The 15,179-nt window shown below is 41.7% G+C and carries 12 protein-coding genes, 1 other RNA gene and 1 other annotated feature; of the genes, 2 read left to right on the forward strand and 11 right to left on the reverse strand.

Annotation, left to right across the window (positions count from 1 at the left end):
- The first annotated feature begins 173 nt into the window (after positions 1 to 173).
- Positions 174 to 683: a hypothetical protein gene (locus tag JI665_RS09145; protein ID WP_206838886.1), complete on the forward strand. Its 510-nt coding sequence runs from the start codon at positions 174 to 176 to the stop codon at positions 681 to 683.
- Between the two features lie 55 nt (positions 684 to 738).
- Here JI665_RS09145 and JI665_RS09150 read toward each other — a convergent pair whose 3' ends face one another.
- The 5 genes from JI665_RS09150 to JI665_RS09170 form a co-directional block, all read right to left on the reverse strand.
- Positions 739 to 1,500 carry a tRNA threonylcarbamoyladenosine dehydratase gene (locus tag JI665_RS09150; protein ID WP_206838888.1) on the reverse strand — a complete coding sequence of 254 codons (762 nt, stop codon included), beginning with the start codon at positions 1,498 to 1,500 and terminating at the stop codon, positions 739 to 741.
- A 287-nt stretch (positions 1,501 to 1,787) separates the two neighbouring features.
- Positions 1,788 to 1,975: non-coding RNA, 6S RNA (ssrS, locus tag JI665_RS09155), on the reverse strand.
- 187 nt (positions 1,976 to 2,162) lie between these two features.
- Positions 2,163 to 3,938: an aspartate--tRNA ligase gene (gene aspS, locus JI665_RS09160; protein ID WP_206838889.1), complete on the reverse strand. Its 1,776-nt coding sequence runs from the start codon at positions 3,936 to 3,938 to the stop codon at positions 2,163 to 2,165.
- A gap of 27 nt (positions 3,939 to 3,965) precedes the next feature.
- Positions 3,966 to 5,240, reverse strand: coding sequence for a histidine--tRNA ligase (hisS, locus tag JI665_RS09165; RefSeq protein ID WP_206838891.1), 1,275 nt, complete (start codon positions 5,238 to 5,240; stop codon positions 3,966 to 3,968).
- 129 nt (positions 5,241 to 5,369) lie between these two features.
- Positions 5,370 to 5,609, reverse strand: a binding site (T-box leader).
- Positions 5,610 to 5,721: 112 nt separating this feature from the next.
- A complete protein-coding gene (locus tag JI665_RS09170) occupies positions 5,722 to 5,898 on the reverse strand; it encodes a hypothetical protein (RefSeq protein ID WP_026041802.1) in 177 nt (58 codons plus the stop codon).
- 226 nt (positions 5,899 to 6,124) lie between these two features.
- Here JI665_RS09170 and JI665_RS09175 point away from each other — a divergent pair, with 226 nt between their 5' ends.
- A complete protein-coding gene (locus JI665_RS09175) occupies positions 6,125 to 7,870 on the forward strand; it encodes an SH3 domain-containing protein (protein WP_206838893.1) in 1,746 nt (581 codons plus the stop codon).
- A gap of 54 nt (positions 7,871 to 7,924) precedes the next feature.
- Here JI665_RS09175 and dtd read toward each other — a convergent pair whose 3' ends face one another.
- From dtd to JI665_RS09205, 6 genes are all read right to left on the reverse strand, one after another.
- Positions 7,925 to 8,365, reverse strand: coding sequence for a D-aminoacyl-tRNA deacylase (dtd, locus tag JI665_RS09180; protein ID WP_206838895.1), 441 nt, complete (start codon positions 8,363 to 8,365; stop codon positions 7,925 to 7,927).
- 14 nt (positions 8,366 to 8,379) lie between these two features.
- Entirely contained in the window at positions 8,380 to 10,575 is a 2,196-nt protein-coding gene (locus tag JI665_RS09185; RefSeq protein ID WP_206838897.1) for a RelA/SpoT family protein, read from the reverse strand.
- Between the two features lie 293 nt (positions 10,576 to 10,868).
- A complete protein-coding gene (locus JI665_RS09190; RefSeq protein WP_174749983.1) occupies positions 10,869 to 11,381 on the reverse strand; it encodes an adenine phosphoribosyltransferase in 513 nt (170 codons plus the stop codon).
- Entirely contained in the window at positions 11,372 to 13,741 is a 2,370-nt protein-coding gene (recJ, locus tag JI665_RS09195) for a single-stranded-DNA-specific exonuclease RecJ (protein ID WP_206838899.1), read from the reverse strand. Before recJ ends, JI665_RS09190 begins: the two co-directional genes overlap by 10 nt.
- Positions 13,742 to 13,902: 161 nt before the next feature.
- Positions 13,903 to 14,220, reverse strand: coding sequence for a LapA family protein (locus JI665_RS09200; RefSeq protein ID WP_206838901.1), 318 nt, complete (start codon positions 14,218 to 14,220; stop codon positions 13,903 to 13,905).
- Between the two features lie 24 nt (positions 14,221 to 14,244).
- Complete coding sequence (locus JI665_RS09205; RefSeq protein ID WP_206838902.1) at positions 14,245 to 15,147, reverse strand: cation diffusion facilitator family transporter; 903 nt, start codon at positions 15,145 to 15,147, stop codon at positions 14,245 to 14,247.
- Between the last annotated feature and the right edge of the window lie 32 nt (positions 15,148 to 15,179).

Here is a 15,179-nt window from a genome sequence, read left to right on the forward strand (position 1 = left end):
GGTATCCTCCTCCCATCTATTAAAGTCCAGCTCTATGCAAACGCCTTTAATGTAGGGATTATTATTTGACTTACACTTTGTTATTTTACCTTTCAACAACTGAGAATGGAATATTTTCATCTTTTAGGGTGACGATAAGCCTAACAATCGTATTTTCCAAGGTGGTTAAAAGAATGAAGGAACGGAAAGACTCATGGAAACCGGAAGATGATCAATTACTCGAAGAAACAGTGCTTGAATACACTTCAAACGGGGATACAAAAGCATCAGCTTTTAAGAAGGCAAGTACTGAACTCGGCCGTACAGTTTCAGCATGCCAATACCGCTGGAATACGGTCATAACAAAAAGGGCAGATGATGGATCCCCAAAAACCTTAAGCAATAAAGCAGACAGTCAAACCCATGGCACTGTTCCCCCTTTCAATTTGGCTCAAGTTATACACTTCTTAAGGAATTTTGCGAAAACACAGCCTGATTCAGAGCAAATGAGGGAAAATAAACGTCTGCACGAAGACCAAGTGCACTTAAAACTTCAAAATGAGCAGTTAATCAGAAGGTTGAAGGATAAAGAAGCGGAATTTAAAAATCAGCTTATGCAATATGAAGAAATGGCAAGCATTCTGAAAGAAGCCGACCAGCTGCTGAAGCATGAATTTAAAGAAGAGAAAAGAGCTGTTCATTGATTGGAGAGACTCCAGGACTTTATATGCGAAAGACCGGCATGCAGCCGGTCTCTTTTCAGTCATTTACACGTGTAATTTTAATATCGCTTAATAGTTCTTTAACTACATAGCTGGCCATGATTAAACCTGCAACAGAAGGAACAAATGCGTTTGAAGATGGCGGCATTTTGGCCTTTCTGATTTCAGCATCATCTTTCCCTACTGTTTTGCGGACATCCTCCCGGATAACGATCGGGCTTTCATCCGAGAATACAACCGGAACGCCTTTTCTGATTCCTTCTTTTCTAAGGCGTGTGCGGATAACCTTAGCGATCGGGTCAGTATGAGTTTTGAAAATATCAGCAATCTGGAACCTGGTCGGATCCATTTTATTTGCAGCACCCATGCTTGAGATCATTGGAATCCCTCTGTTCAAGCATTCCTTCATTAAATGAATTTTATAAGAAATCGTATCGGAAGCATCAACTACAAAGTCGAGACCATAATCAAAGAATTGCTCATAGGTTTCTTCCGTATAAAACATTTTTAAAGCAATTACTTCACATTCAGGATTGATATCCTTGATTCTTTCTTTCATTAAATCCACCTTTGGTTTCCCGACAGTAGATAATAAAGCGATAACCTGTCTGTTTACATTTGTAATATCAACATCGTCTTTATCAACCAGCACAAGCCGGCCAACACCGGAACGCGCCAATGCTTCCGCTGCAAAGGAACCAACTCCGCCTATGCCCAATACTGCAACGGTACTATTTTTCATTTTTTCAAGGCCTTCTTTGCCAATAGCCAATTCATTCCTGGAAAATTGGTGAAGCATATATATATCAACCCCATCAGATGTTATTTAGAAAGCATGTATTATCTTATACCCGATAATGAATATATCATACTTGAATTTTAAAGCAAGTAGTTCTATAGGATTAATGACATTAAGATTTTAAGCAATAATTAAGCCGCAACTTTCTCTCCAATAGTGTTAACAGCACTAAAATATTTAATCCTTATCACATTTCAGCAATAGCTCAGCTCCGGGTATGATCATATTGAACAGGACAACAAAAAATCCATGCTCACAAGCATGGATTTTTACAATCGTATGTATTAAAGAGTCCCAATCGTGCCGTCGCTGTTGATGCCCTCGTTTTGAACCCGCACTCAGCAGGTGGGTGTCCTGTTTCCTGCGTTTGTAAGTCCTCATCCATGAGGCTTTTACGCTGCCGGAAAACTCCGGACTCCCGAAGGAATAATGTTGGTCAAAATTTCAGGTTTTACAACGAACACATCAGGACTCTTCATTTATTGATATGATCATATCACACGGTTTCTTCTTTTTCAAGCTGATGAAATAGGGCAAACTTGAACAGTTTTATCCATTTTATTCCTTAAAATTAGATATCCTGTCTAAAAATCAGGAGTTACTTCCCAGTTTATTTTTCTGAAAAATGATTTTTTTCTACCATTTAAACATTATATAGGAAATTACTCACTTTTTTTCAGATTAAGCGCTAAGTGCAAATCATTAAGCTGGGACTGGCTAACTTTACCAGGAGCTTCTGTAAGCACACAGCTTGCACTGGCTGTTTTAGGGAAAGCAATCGTATCCCTCAGATTTGTCCTGCCAGCCAATAGCATTACAAGCCTGTCTAATCCAAGGGCAATTCCGCCATGCGGAGGAGTGCCATATTCAAATGCTTCAAGCAGGAATCCAAATTGTTCAACAGCTTCCTCTTTTGAGAAGCCAAGCACACTGAACATTTTCTCTTGAACATCTCTTTCGAAAATACGCAATGAACCGCCGCCAAGCTCGTAGCCGTTTAATACAAGGTCATATGCTTGTGCACGGACTTGAGCAGGATCTTTATCAAGAAGATCTAAATCTTCTCTGGCAGGCATTGTAAAAGGATGATGGGCTGCATAATAGCGGCCTTCTTCCTCATCGTATTCCAGAAGCGGCCAGTCTGTAACCCAGAGGAAGTTAAACTTGCTTTGATCAATTAGATCAAGCTCTTTTCCTAGCTTTAATCGCAGCGCCCCCAGTGCATCTGCTACAACGTTTTTCCTATCTGCCACAAAGAGGAGCAAGTCTCCTGGTTCTACTGACAGAGCTGCATAGAATGCCTTTTGTTCATCCTCAGTCACAAACTTGGCAATCGGCCCTTTTAATCCGTCTTCTTCCGCTTTTAACCATGCAAGTCCTTTTGCACCATAAACAGCAGCAAACTCTGTTAGGGCATCAATATCTTTTCGTGAATACTTTCCTGCACCATTTTTTACATTTATGGCCTTAACCTGTCCCCCGGAAGCGACTGCTCCGGCAAATACTTTGAAGCTTGAATCTTTTACTATTTCCGATAGATCCGTCAATTCCATTCCAAAGCGTGTATCCGGCTTATCAGATCCAAAACGGTCCATCGCTTCCTGATATGTCATGCGCGGGATTGGAAGGTGGACATCCAGGCCCTTCACTTCTTTCATGATCTTTTTCATCATGTTTTCCATCAGGCCGATGATTTCCTCCTGGCTCATAAAACTCATTTCGATGTCGACCTGAGTAAATTCAGGCTGGCGATCTGCACGCAGGTCTTCATCACGGAAGCATCGTGCTATTTGGTAATAGCGTTCAAATCCGCCTACCATTAATAACTGCTTAAAGATTTGAGGTGATTGTGGAAGAGCGTAGAATTCACCCGGATGAACACGGCTTGGAACTAAATAGTCACGGGCTCCTTCCGGTGTGCTCTTCGTTAAGATCGGTGTTTCAACATCAAGAAATCCTTCGCTGTCCAGATAATCCCTCATCGCTTTTGTTACTTGATGACGCATTTTAAAGGTATCAAACATAATAGGGCGTCTCAAATCCAAATAGCGGTATTTGAGGCGGACATCTTCGGAAACATCCGCTTTATCATCAATGACAAAAGGAGGTGTTTTGGCTTCATTGATGATCGTCACTTTCTCTGCTTTAATCTCAATGCGCCCTGTTTCCAAGTTCTCATTGATGGTGCCTTCTTCGCGCGCAATTACTTCTCCCTCTATATCAAGAACAAATTCATTGCGGATCTTTTCAGCTGCTGCAAGAGCTTCAGGGGAAACTTCCGGATTGAATACCACCTGAACAATGCCAGTGCGGTCACGAAGATCCACAAAGATCAGCCCGCCTAAATCCCGGCGCTTTTGTACCCAGCCTTTTAAGCTTACTTTTTCTCCTATAGCTTTTTCCGTTACTTCCCCGCAAAAATACGTTCGCCCAAACATTCTAATTCCTCCCAAATATAAACTGATTTATGATTGATAAAGCTCTGTAAATTTTTCTATAAAAGAATCAAGACCAAGCTCTGTTTGTTCTCCCGATTCCATTGATTTTACATTAATTTTGTTCGCTTTAAGTTCATCTTCACCCAAGACAGCAACAAACTTCGCATTCGACCGGTCTGCCGCTTTAAACTGGGCTTTAATTTTTCTGTCAAGATAATCTCTTTCAGCAGAATATCCTGCCATTCGAAGTTTTTGAAGAAGGCCGACTGTGTAATCCTTTGCTTCCTCTCCAAGGGATACAAGGTAGCAATCAATGTCCTTATTAAGAGGCAGATCCACCTTCTCTGCTTCAAGAGCAGCAATGAATCGCTCGATACTTAAAGCAAAACCTATTCCCGGCGCTTCAGGACCGCCAATTTCCTCAGTAAGGCCATTGTATCGTCCACCGCCGCAAAGAGTGGTAATTGCTCCGAAACCTTCGGAATCACTCATAATTTCAAAGGCAGTATGATTGTAATAATCCAGGCCGCGAACAAGATTTGGATCGACAATAAAGTCAATATCCAGGTTCTTTAAATACTTTTGAACCTTCTCAAAGTAGGCTTTTGAATCATCATTTAAATAATCAATGATGGATGGAGCAGATTTCATAAGCTCATGTTCACGGTCCTGTTTACAGTCCAGGATGCGCATTGGATTTTTTTCAAGGCGATTCTGGCAATCCTGGCAAAACTCCCCGATCCGCGGCTTGAAGTGATTGACCAGAGCCTCTCTGTGTGCAGATCGGCTTTCTTTATCTCCCAGGCTGTTCACAATCAATTTAAGCTTTTGCAGGCCCATGCTTCTATAAAGTGACATTGCCAGTGCGATAACTTCCGCATCAATTGCCGGATCCGCGCTGCCGATCGCTTCGACGCCGAATTGGACAAACTGGCGGAAACGTCCTGCCTGGGGGCGTTCATAACGGAACATTGGGCCCATATAATAAAGCTTTACAGGCTGGCTCGCATCACCGTACATTTTATGTTCAACGAATGACCTTACAGCAGAAGCTGTTCCTTCAGGACGAAGTGTCAGGCTTCGTCCGCCGCGGTCTTCAAACGTGTACATTTCTTTTTGAACAATATCCGTCGTGTCTCCAACACTGCGCAGAAATAATTCTGTATGTTCAAAAATAGGTGTTCTGATTTCACGATATTGGAATTTCTCACAAAGTTCCCTGGCCTTTTCTTCTATCAATTGCCATTTTTCAACTTCCCCCGGCAAAATGTCCTGCGTTCCCCTTGGTATTCGGATAGACATGAAAATTACCTCCTAATGCAAAATGATAACTATGTATAATTTATTGATCCTTACGCTTTAGCCTATAAATCAGCCATGATCGAAAGCATCGCCAAAATAAAAAAACTCCCGCCTCCTTGTATATTAAATACAAGGGACGAGAGCTTGGTTTTCCCGTGGTGCCACCCTAGTTGAAGCCGATAAATAGACTTCCTCTTTTACAGTTAACGCCTGTTAACGTTCAGCTCCTACTAAAGATCACGCCTTTTTCAGAGAGAAACCTACGAAGTGTTCTTTCGTTAAATCATCATGTGAGAATGCTTTCAGCCGGGCGGCACTCTCTCTCTTTTCATGTGGGGTTTAACTACTCTTCTCCATCAATGGTTTATCGAAAAGCAGAAACGCCTTGGTCAGGCGCTTCAGCTAGACATTTAATTGTATTTGTCATTTTATTTATATTATAATACGGAGCATTTTCATCAATGTCAAGACTAAAAACATGTTATGATCGTTCCAGCTTTTTTTTCAGTTTCCTGACATCCTTGAGAGATAGTCCAAACTCTGATGCGAGTTCAATCATGTTTGAGTTTTGTTCTCTTTGTATAAAGTCATGAAAATCTACCCCGAACAGCTGATTTTCACCGGATTGTGCAGACATCCCTTTTTCTCCAAATCTCATAGTGCTCACCCTTTTTATTTAGTCTGTTCTATTATTTCCATTTTCAGATGAAATGTTTCATAACTGGACAAATTTTATTCCAGCTAAAAATGATTGCTGATTAACCGATATTAGAAGGGAAATTGCACAAGATGCAGAAGTATTCTAGGACCAAAGTTATCTTGACTGCCGGCACCTTGTTTGTTTTTCTTTTAATAAGGATTTAATTATGAAAGGAGGCGGCCTGTTGAAGAAAAGAAAATCACTTATTCTCGTAATATGTCTTATGCTTTTGGCTGGCATAACACAGGAGGAAACACAGGTTAAAGCTGAAAATAGTTCTGTAACAATCACTACAAATAATCTTAACGTACGTCAAGGCCCAGGCTTAAGCTACCCCATTCTGGGACAAGCCCAGAAAGGAGATCACTTTAACGTTCTTTCCAGTGAAGGAGATTGGATTAAAATTAATTTCCAGGGTGAAGACGGCTATGTGGCCAGCTGGCTTGTTTCCGATATGACCACCAATCAGACAGGAGAAAAAGCAGTTAGTACAAATTCCCAGGCAATCATCACAACAGATGGCCTGAGGGTGAGAAAGGGACCTGGTACAAGTTACGGTGTTCTGGGGACTATACAGAAAGGAACAGCCTATAAGGTCAAGAGTACAGAAGGAAGCTGGGTTAAGCTCCAAACACCTTATGGAGACGGGTGGGTCGCAAATGAATTCGTCCAATACAGCGGCAGCAAAAAGAAAAATTCACTAAGCAGCAGCAAAACCGGGAAAATCACAGCAAACTCCCTAAATGTGAGAAACAAGCCATCGCTTCAAAGTGACATCATCGGCAAACTAAATTCGGGGGAGACAGTAGCTGTTCTTTCTCAAAATGACAGCTGGACAGAGATCTCTTTCTCGGGCAATACCGGGTGGATCAGCAGCCAATATATTGCTGTTCAATCCTCACCATCAGAAAGCAAACCAAAGCAGTCAGCATCCGGGAAATCCGGCACTGTTACAGCAACCTCTTTAACCGTTAGAAATAAAGGATCGTTAAAGGGGAAAACAATTGGTTCTGTTACAAAAGGCCAGACTTTTCCTATTCTTGAACAAGCTGATAATTGGGCAAGGATAGAGTATCAGCCTGGTTCTTATGGATGGGTGGCAAGCTGGTTCATAGACATAGCAGCCGAGAAGCATTCCGGCTCTTCCCAGCAAAGTGTAAACGGCAGTTCAGCAATTATATTACATAACGGATCAAATATTAGAAAAAAAGCGGGCACCCAGTCATCTGTCATTCACAGGGCAAATAAAGGGGATAGCTTTGAAATTATCAGTCTGAATAACGATTGGTACGAAATTCGCCTGCCAAACGGCGGCCACGGTTTTGTTGCCGGATGGATCGTCACCGTTGAGGGATCTGCACCTGCTATAACTAAGCCTGGGGCTGAAAAACATCTGAAAAATAAAACAGTTGTCCTTGATCCGGGTCACGGAGGCCGGGATAACGGGACCACAGGAGCCAGAGGGACCCGTGAGAAGGATATTACGATCAGAACCGCTCAATTGCTTGCCGAAAAACTAAGGACTGCAGGAGCCAATGTCATTCTGACCAGGAACGGAGATACCTATTTGCCGCTTCCTTCCAGAGTAGGCATTTCACATTATCATAATGCAGATGCTTTTATCAGCATTCATTATGACAGCACGCCAGATCGGACTGCAAGAGGAGTGACTACCTATTACTATCATTCTTTTCAAAAGGAACTTGCAGCCAATATTCACTCCAATGTAACAGCAATGACCAACCTGAGAGATCGGGGCTATAGAGTCGGAGATTACCATGTAGTAAGAGAAAATAAACGCAATGCTGTACTGATTGAACTTGGATATCTGAGCAATCCGGCTGAAGAAGCCCTAATTGCTTCTGCACAGTATCAGCAATCAGCCGCTGCAGGAATTTATCAGGGACTTGCCCGCTATTTTAAAAATTAGCAAAAGCCCCGGCACCCAAATGGGATGCCAGGGCTTTTTGCATTATTAAAAACCTTACTTGCTTTCTAAAATTAACGTTACGGGTCCATCGTTGATTAATTGAACATCCATCATGGCTCCGAATTCACCTGTTTCTACTTTCAGACCTTTAGCTTCTAAAAACCGGTTAAAAGCATCGTAGATTTTTACAGCATGCGCAGGGCTGGCCGCTTCCATGAAATTGGGCCGTCTGCCCTTTCGGCAATCTCCATATAAAGTAAATTGGGAAACCGAAAGAATTTCACCTTCCTGATCGAGCAGTGATAAATTCATTTTGCCATTTTCATCTTCGAAGACGCGAAGATTGGCAATCTTATCAGCCAGAAAAGCCGCGTCCTCTTCCTTATCTTCATGGGTGACTCCAACGAGCAAAACAAACCCCTTTTTGATGCTTCCGACGGTTTTTCCGTCCACCGTTACACTGGCTTCTTTGCTTCGCTGCACTACAACACGCATTCTATCTGCTCCCTTTAGTTCATAATCCTTCTTACTGCATAAATATCAGGAATTTGTTTGATTCGTTCCACAACCTTTTGCAGGTGGCTGACATTGTGTATGGCAATGGACATATTAATTGTTGCTGATTTATTGCGGTCCGAACGTCCTGATACGGCTGAGATGTTGGTTTTCGTTTCATTAACAGCCTGAAGGACCTCGTTCAATAATCCCCTGCGGTCATAACCGGTAATTTCAATTTCAACATTATATTCTTTCCGATCATTTAGGGCTGTTTCCCACTCAACCGGGATGAGCCTTTGTTTTGCATCATCCGTTTCTATATTAGGACAATCATCACGGTGTACAGAGACTCCTCTGCCCTTTGTAATAAAACCGACGATTTCATCACCCGGGACAGGATTACAGCAGCGGGAAAGGCGAATCAGCAGGTTATCAATACCTGAAACCCGGACACCGGATTCACGTTTTTTTGCAGATGGAAAAGTCTTCAGTTCCGAAACAGCATTTGTAATATCTGAGGTTTGTTCGAGATCGCGTTTCTTGCGCCATTTTTCTGTCAGTCTGTTGGCTACCTGAAGTGCCGTTACCCCGTTATAGCCAACGGCGGCATACATATCTTCCTCTGTGGCAAAATTGAATTTCTCTGCGACCCTTTTAACATTATCAGATGTCAAAATTTCCTTCAGGTCAAAATCCATATTACGAATCTCCCGCTCAACAAGCTCTTTCCCTTTTTCCACATTCTCTTCTTTTCGTTGCTTTTTGAAGAAAGTCCGGATCCTATTTTTTGCCTGTGAAGTCTGAGCAAGCTTCAGCCAATCTTTGCTCGGTCCATAGGAATGCTTGGATGTCAGAATTTCGATGATATCACCGGTCTTCAATTTGTAATCAAGCGTGACCATTTTCCCGTTGACTTTGGCACCGATTGTCTTATTTCCAATTTCCGAGTGAATACGATAAGCAAAGTCAATTGGAACGGAGCCGGAAGGAAGTTCGATGACATCCCCTTTAGGAGTAAATACAAACACCATATCGGAAAACAAATCGATCTTCAGTGATTCCATGAACTCTTCAGCATTTGCAGCATCATCCTGAAACTCCAGAATTTCACGAAACCAGGTCAGCTTCTCCTCAAAAGAAGAGCCCTCATTCACTCTTTTTCCTTCTTTATAAGCCCAATGGGCAGCAATACCAAACTCTGCAATTCTGTGCATATCCATGGTACGGATCTGGACTTCCAGCGGGTCACCTTTTGGCCCGATAACCGTAGTATGAAGAGATTGATACATATTCTGTTTAGGCATGGCAATATAATCTTTAAAACGGCCGGGCATCGGTTTCCAGCATGTATGAATAATCCCGAGAACCGCATAGCAATCTTTAATGCTGCTTACAACAATGCGTACAGCAAGCAGATCATATATCTCATTGAATTGCTTATTTTGAAGCGCCATTTTTCGATAGATACTGTATATATGCTTAGGGCGGCCGGATATCTCTGCTTTAATTGAAACCTCTGACAGTCTGCCCCGCATGACATTGATAACATCATCTAAATACTCTTCCCGTTCCGCTCTTTTTTTCTTCATCAGGTTCACAATCCGATAATATTGCTGCGGATTCAGATACCTTAGAGCCGTATCTTCAAGCTCCCACTTAATCTTTGAAATTCCAAGCCTATGGGCAAGAGGCGCAAAAATTTCCAGCGTTTCGTTTGATATGCGGCGCTGCTTTTCAGCTGGCAGATGCTTAAGTGTCCGCATATTATGAAGACGGTCAGCAAGCTTAATTAAGATTACACGGATGTCCTGAGCCATCGCCACAAACATTTTCCGATGATTTTCAGCCTGCTGCTCTTCCTGTGATTTATATTTAATTTTCCCCAGTTTTGTTACACCATCGACAAGCATTGCCACTTCTGAATTGAAGGCTTCCTCGATATTCTCTAATGAGACTTCGGTGTCTTCAACCACATCGTGAAGAAAGCCGGCAGCAACCGTTGATGGATCCATCTCCAGATCAGCAAGGATGCCTGCCACTTGAATTGGATGGATAATGTATGGTTCACCGGACTTTCTATATTGTTCACGGTGGGCATGCTTGGCAAACTCATACGCTTTCTTTACAAGCTCTGCATGCTCATCGTTTAAATATTCTTTTGCTCTGTTGATGACTTGCTCGGCGGTCAGAACTTGATCGTTCGCCATGGAATCACCTTTATCTCCCTAAATTTTATGCATTTGCATAATATAATAATTTTGAAATTAGATTTACAACAAGTTATAAAAAAAATTAATATTGCTACTATTATCGAAAAAAAAAGGGAAGATGTAAAGGGATAGACTGTTATTTTTATGGGAATAACAAAAATTTTGTCGTTTTTTGTCCGAATTTCGTTATTGTTTTTCCATAAATGGTTTTGGAAGCACTTTATAATCTATTTTCACAAATAAATTAAAAAGAGCGCCATTTCATCTGGCGCTCTGCTGGTATGAAAAAATTAATACTGCATCAATGTCAAAATATCGTAATCGTCAAGCTTTTTGCGGCCGTCAAGGTATGTTAATTCGATAAGGAATGCAATGCCTGCCACTACTCCGCCAAGTTCTTCAACCAGCTGGATAGTTGCATCAATTGTTCCGCCTGTCGCAAGGAGGTCGTCAGTGATCAGAACTCTTTGTCCAGGTTTGATGGCATCTTTATGAATGGTTAAAACATCTTTTCCATATTCCAGGCCATAATTAACCTTGACTGTTTCACGGGGAAGTTTTCCTTCTTTGCGGACAGGGGCAAAACCTACACCTAATGAATAAGCAACAGGGCAGCCGATGATGAATCCACGCGCTTCCGGGCCAACAACCAGGTCAATTTTCTTTTCACGGGCATATTCAACAATTTGGTCAGTCGCATATTTATACGCTTCACCGTTGTCCATAAGTGTTGTAATATCTTTAAATTTTATGCCTGGCTTCGGCCAATCTTCCACAATTGTTATATACTGTTTTAAGTCCATTTTTCTTCCTTTGCCTCCTCAAGTTTTACAGCCCCTTGCATAGCTTCATCAAACCAGTCTTTGAGCTGCTGAAAGGATGAATAGAGCAAATCGCTCTCAAGAGTGTATTGTGCCTGTTTAAGCTGATAAGTTCGCGAATCAGCTAAATCACGTTTAACAGATGTATTATTTAACGAAATGACACCATTATTTATTTTAACAAAATCCAATTCAAAAAACACTTGAGACATAAAATCTACCGTTTCCCTGCTCCAGCCCTTATGCTTGGCTATGTCATTTCCATGACGCCTGATATCGATCGAGCCTTTCTTAGCAATCAGGGCAAAATACCACTTAAAATGATCTCTTGTTGGAATAGTGCTGAAATAATCACTGTCCTCTTTATAAAAATGAGCATAAATTCTGGCAGGTTTTTTTCCAGAGAATACATGACCAAGCATTTCCTTTGAAGGCGGCAAATCAGCAAGCACAATGTTTGAGCCTTCTAGTTTTATAGCTTCAGCATCCTCTTCAGATGTTATTTTCACCATGTTTTCCCCTGCATATGTCCTGAACTTGGATATATGTTCCTCATTAAAAAATATCCATGTTGTGTTTTCCAAAGGAATGACGCTTTGAAGCCTTTCGAGCCGCTTTAAACTCCGGATATCGAATAGCTGCCAGGAGTTCACTGCCATATCCTGCAGGAAGATTTGCGGTTTTTTATTATTATTCCATTCATTAATGGATAATTCGCCAATAACCGATAGCTTGGAATATGGTGAAATATGCTCATGCAAATGTCCGAGGCCAAAGCCTATCCCATCAAGGGAAGATCCATCATTCTCGATGGTGATCTTTATATGAGTTTGATCAGATCCGATTTTTCTCATAGCGGCAATATTGGCATCTTTTATCATGACTTTCGGTTTTGGATTTCCCATTCCAAATGGAGCGAGCAGATGCATTTCTTCAATAGAAGAGAGGCTGATATCTTTTAGATGGAAGACACCATCAATGCTGGTTACGGGAATAAAATCTTCCTCGGTCAGCTGTTCATTTGCAAAAGTATTCAGTCTATCCCTGAGGTCATCGACCGATTCAATTGACAAGGTCATTCCTGCCGCCATTGGATGCCCTCCAAAGTGAGGAAGGATATCCCGGCATTCAGAAAGATTTTTGAACAGATCAAAACCTTCTATGCTTCTTGCTGATCCCTTTGCCAGCCTTTTTTCACTGTCATAACTGAGAACAATGGCCGGGCGGTAAAACTTTTCAACAAGCTTCGAAGCTACTATTCCGATTACACCGGCATTCCAGCCTTCTTTGCCTACAACAATTACTGAATTCTCACTGATTGGAAAATTTATTTCGACCTCTTTAACCGCTTGTGCTGCAATGTCATTGACAATAGCTTGCCTTTCCTTATTTAACATTTCAATTTCTTCGGCAATGGCTTGTGCTTCATATGGATCTTTTGTCAGGAGCAAATCCACTGCAGGATCCGCACTTTCAAGCCTGCCGGCCGCATTGAGTCGAGGCCCGATTGTAAAGCCGATTGTTTCTTCACTAATGGATGGAAGTTCGATTCCTGCCGCTTTAAACAAGGCATTCAAACCTGTATTCTTAGTTGATTTCAGCTTTTGAATCCCGCGCTTGGCAATAAGCCTGTTCTCTCCTGTTAAAGAAACAAGGTCGGCAATTGTGCCAATAGCAGCTATTTCCAAAAGGTGGTCTGGCATTTCACCATACAGCGCATGTGCAAGCTTAAAGGCTACTCCAACACCAGCCAGTTCCCGGAATGGGTAACTGCTGTCCGGATGCTTAGGATGCACAATTGCCCATGCCTCAGGAAGCTCCGGGCCAGGCTCATGATGATCTGTAATAATCAAATCCATTCCAAGCTCTTTTGCAGCCTTTGCTTCGTTTACGGCCGAGATCCCTGTATCTACAGTAATAATTAAACGGATGCCTGTATCAGCGGCATGTTCAAAAGCCGGGATATTTGGTCCATAGCCTTCAGTAAATCGATTCGGTATATAGAATTGGACGTCAGCACCGAGATCTCTAAGTGCCATCATCATGACAGAAGTGCTTGTCACTCCATCCGCATCATAATCACCAAAAATTAAGATAGGTTCCTGTTTTTCAATTGCTTCTTTTATTCTGGAAACAGCTTTTTCCATATCTGTCATTAAAAAAGGATCATGAAATTCGTGGTCTTTATCGAATAAAAAATACCGTGCTGAATCAACGGTATCCATTCCGCGATTCATTAACAGCGATGCTGCAAGAGGAGCAATGTTCAATTCCTTTGAAAGCTGCTGCACCTTATCCTCCTGTGTTTGCCGAACAATCCATCGCGTTCTTGAATGTAACATACGTTCACCCCTCAGCTTATTAATTATACAAGAGGGGGACATGTGTTTCAATAAGTTAAAATCGGGATATTCCATACAGATTTGGAAAGAAAGATATTAATTGCCGGTCACCTTTTGCGGGCAAAAGAAAAACTTGAGCAAAAGCCCAAGTCTGCTTTATTTTAATGTATATCCCTATCCAGCTCTTTTTCAACTTCTTCGTTATCGGCATTATCCTTTGCCGCATTTCCTGAATTCAGCTTTTCATTTTCCTTTTTTAGTATTTTCACTTTCCTTTGGAGTGAGTAGATTCGAACAAGGCCTACAGAACCGACAATCAGTCCTCCCATAAGAACTGATCCTAAAATTACAAGAATGAGCGGCCACTGGCTTTCCCCAAACAAGTAGTTTACCGTTACATTATCAACATTGATTACTGCAAAAATAGCAACTATTAGTGCAAATAAAAAACCAAATAATAAAGCCCATTGAAATTTCATACAATCCTCTCCCAAATAAATTCTCTAATTTATGCGCTCTTCCCTATAAGGATTAATGTGCACAAATACATTTTGCACATTTTCCAAACCAAGCAGTTTGCGTTTCACTTCTTTACCCACCCGATGGCCATCCTCAACAGTCATATTCGGATCCACCGAAACTTTAATATCTACAATTACATAATGTCCGTGTTCCCTGGCGTGCAATTCATCAATCCTCTTAACCTGTTCAACGGATTCAGCAGTTCTGCGCATCTCAAGTGTATCTTCTTCATGAAGAACATGATCAAGTGTGCTATGAATAGATTCTTTACCCAGCCGCCATGCCATCTGGAGAATCATAATGGAAACAATGAGGCCAGCAACAGGATCTGCATACTCAAGCCATTCGATCCCCATTCTTCCGCCAATAATCGCACATCCAATGCCTATTAAAGCTGCAATTGATGAATATACATCTGAACGGTGTTCATAGGCATTTACAATTAAAGCATCACTGTTAAGTTTCTTTCCCAAATTATACTTATAACGAAACATTGCTTCTTTCACAATGATAGAAACCAGCACTGCCGCAATCGCAATTGCTTTTGGAGGTTCAATTGGCGAAAAAAATGACTCAAATGATGATTTGCCGATTTCAATTCCCACTAGGAACAGCAAGACCGCAACAATTATGGCTGCAATCAATTCAGCCTTTCCATGACCATATGGGTGATCCTCATCCGGCGGCTGTTTTGCAGCTCTAAGCCCCAAATATACAGCAAAGGACCCGGCTACATCTGAAGCAGAATGGACCGCATCCGCCACGAGCGCTTTACTCCCTGAATATACGCCTATCGCCCATTTGATGGCAGCAAGAATAATATTGCCCACGATGCCAATTATAGCTGCAAATTCAGCTTTCTTAAAACGATCGTTATTTTCCAAAGCGATACTTCCTTCCTCCCTGAACTTGTTTT

It is taken from the genome of Bacillus sp. NTK034, assembly GCF_017303275.1.
Classification (GTDB): domain Bacteria; phylum Bacillota; class Bacilli; order Bacillales; family Cytobacillaceae; genus Cytobacillus.